At 38.1% G+C, this 1,879-nt stretch carries 2 protein-coding genes; both read right to left on the bottom strand.

Features of this window, described 5'->3' with window-relative positions; genetic code table 11:
• Nucleotides 1-321: 321 nt before the first annotated feature.
• Complete coding sequence (locus MD536_RS20920; protein WP_239603744.1) at nucleotides 322-750, bottom strand: hypothetical protein; 429 nt, start codon at nucleotides 748-750, stop codon at nucleotides 322-324.
• A gap of 252 nt (nucleotides 751-1,002) precedes the next feature.
• The gene (locus MD536_RS20915) at nucleotides 1,003-1,545 is read right to left on the bottom strand and encodes a hypothetical protein (protein WP_239603743.1); all 543 of its coding nucleotides are present in this window, start codon (nucleotides 1,543-1,545) and stop codon (nucleotides 1,003-1,005) included.
• Between the last annotated feature and the right edge of the window lie 334 nt (nucleotides 1,546-1,879).

Below are 1,879 nucleotides of genomic sequence, written 5' to 3'. Positions count from 1 at the left end.
TTAAAAATCCCGAATGTCTATTTTTAAAAATCACTACCTGTCCATCCTCGCGTCGTCCCGAATATTAAACTGCTTCAAATTTGTCGCGACTGTTGCACAGAAGGTTTACGATAGGTAGCGCGTAACGTTCAAGTATTGGCGAAGGCAGGGCCATTACTAACGTCCCGCCCGGCCCAGCCGATTTATTATTTACAAAAGTTCATATTTATAACCAAAAGCCCAATTGAAATCGTGACCAGCCTGGACAAATGCTCATTAATGATCTGCTGTTGAAGTTTCGTCGTCCCGCCCTGCTTTAGCCAATACTTTTGTTAGCCGCATTTAGTCTTTTAATTTCCAAAACTTTGTTTGTCCATATTCCTCGGAATCCATTATTAAGGTGTCCGACTGAAAACTGAGCTTGGCTTTATATAAATATTCAGGGTATTTAATTGTAATAACGTCTCCTTTCAAGAAATACTTGAAGTCACTGCCTTCGTCAACATAATAGACTGTCTTGTCTTTAATGTCAAACGTCGCACCGTCAGTAATACCATCAGTCCATGCACCTTGGATCCTACTCTTTAGGCTATCTGCTGAATTATTCCCGGCTGCCTTTTTTTCAATAATCTCAGTCGTAGCGTAATTTGACATATTGTGCCCCAAAGTGCGAACTGCCGTATCGATCATGGGTTTTTCAACTGATGCTTGTCCAGAATTGCAGCTTGCAAGGCAAAGAATAGCAAACAAGAAAAGAATTGTTTTAGTCACGATGTTTCTTAGTGGTCTGTACAGTTGCGGCTAACGTACACGGCTTGGCGATAAGGCGGTAGTTGAAATTCTTAAGCCGAAACCGATGCTAAATTTATAATTAAATGCTTTTTTACATTCATATGTCTGGCTCTTTTTATTGGCTTGAGCTGATGCTCCATAACGAATCAAGTGTTCAATTTATAAGCGTCCCGCCGCCATTATTGCCAAACCGACTGTTGTGTGTAACCAAGGTAGGTAGTCTGGTATCTGTCAAATCGACGTATACACTACATTGATGTCACAGCCCAGTATTTGTTTAAAATCATTAATAAAACTATTTTTTAAACCTGGCCAATTCCAAAAGGTAAACCCTAAGTTGCAAAACCCCCATTCTGGAATAAATTGAAATTTATGAATGTCTGTCGCAATGTTACACAAAGGGCAAGTCAAATTGTTACTTTTATTGTCGCTCCATTCGCTTAAAAAATCCCAATCTTCATTTGCTATGTCATGTTTGCAATTTGGGCACATAAGTACTTCCATACCATTTTGTCCTGTATGAAAAACATGTCGCTCTGTTATTATTTCAAGTCCATTTGTCAATAAGTCAAATGGCAATAAGTCAGGTTCACTTGATACATTTTTTGCGCCTTGTGAAATTGGATAACCCTCATTTGAACTAAGAATACAGTCGGAAGGCGTTGGTTTAACTATGTCAAGCGACACTAGCCAAGCTAAAATTGCTTTTGCTTTAATTTCTTTGTCAGGGTAAATTGAAAGTCTTGGTACAATAGATATACTATGGTCGCTCATGTATAATTTTCTGATGATGGTAGTTGTGTCGCTAATTGGTTACACACAACGTATACGGCTTGGCGATAGGGTGGTATTTAAAAAGCATCAGGCCAAACCTTTGCTGATTTTATAAATAAATGTTCATTGTTAATTCTAATGCCAAGTTTTATACTTTAGTTGGATTTAATGTTGAATATGAAATAAAAGTTGATTTTATATTCGTTTCCCCGCCATATTGCCAAGCCCTTATGCTATATAAAGTAGGCGTTTAGAGCGGTAGTAGTCTATTCTGCAAGCAGGATAGCTACAGTAACTTTGATAGTTAACCAAACATCTAAACGCCATGTCTAAA

This window comes from Flavihumibacter cheonanensis (assembly GCF_022352215.1).
Lineage (GTDB): Bacteria > Bacteroidota > Bacteroidia > Chitinophagales > Chitinophagaceae > Flavihumibacter > Flavihumibacter cheonanensis.
This window is presented reverse-complemented; position numbering and strand designations above follow the sequence as displayed.

Bases quoted from the DNA above. Each gene is read 5' to 3' on its own strand.
- MD536_RS20915 (WP_239603743.1), bottom strand. From the start codon at position 1,545: ATGAGCGACCATAGTATATCTATTGTACCAAGACTTTCAATTTACCCT.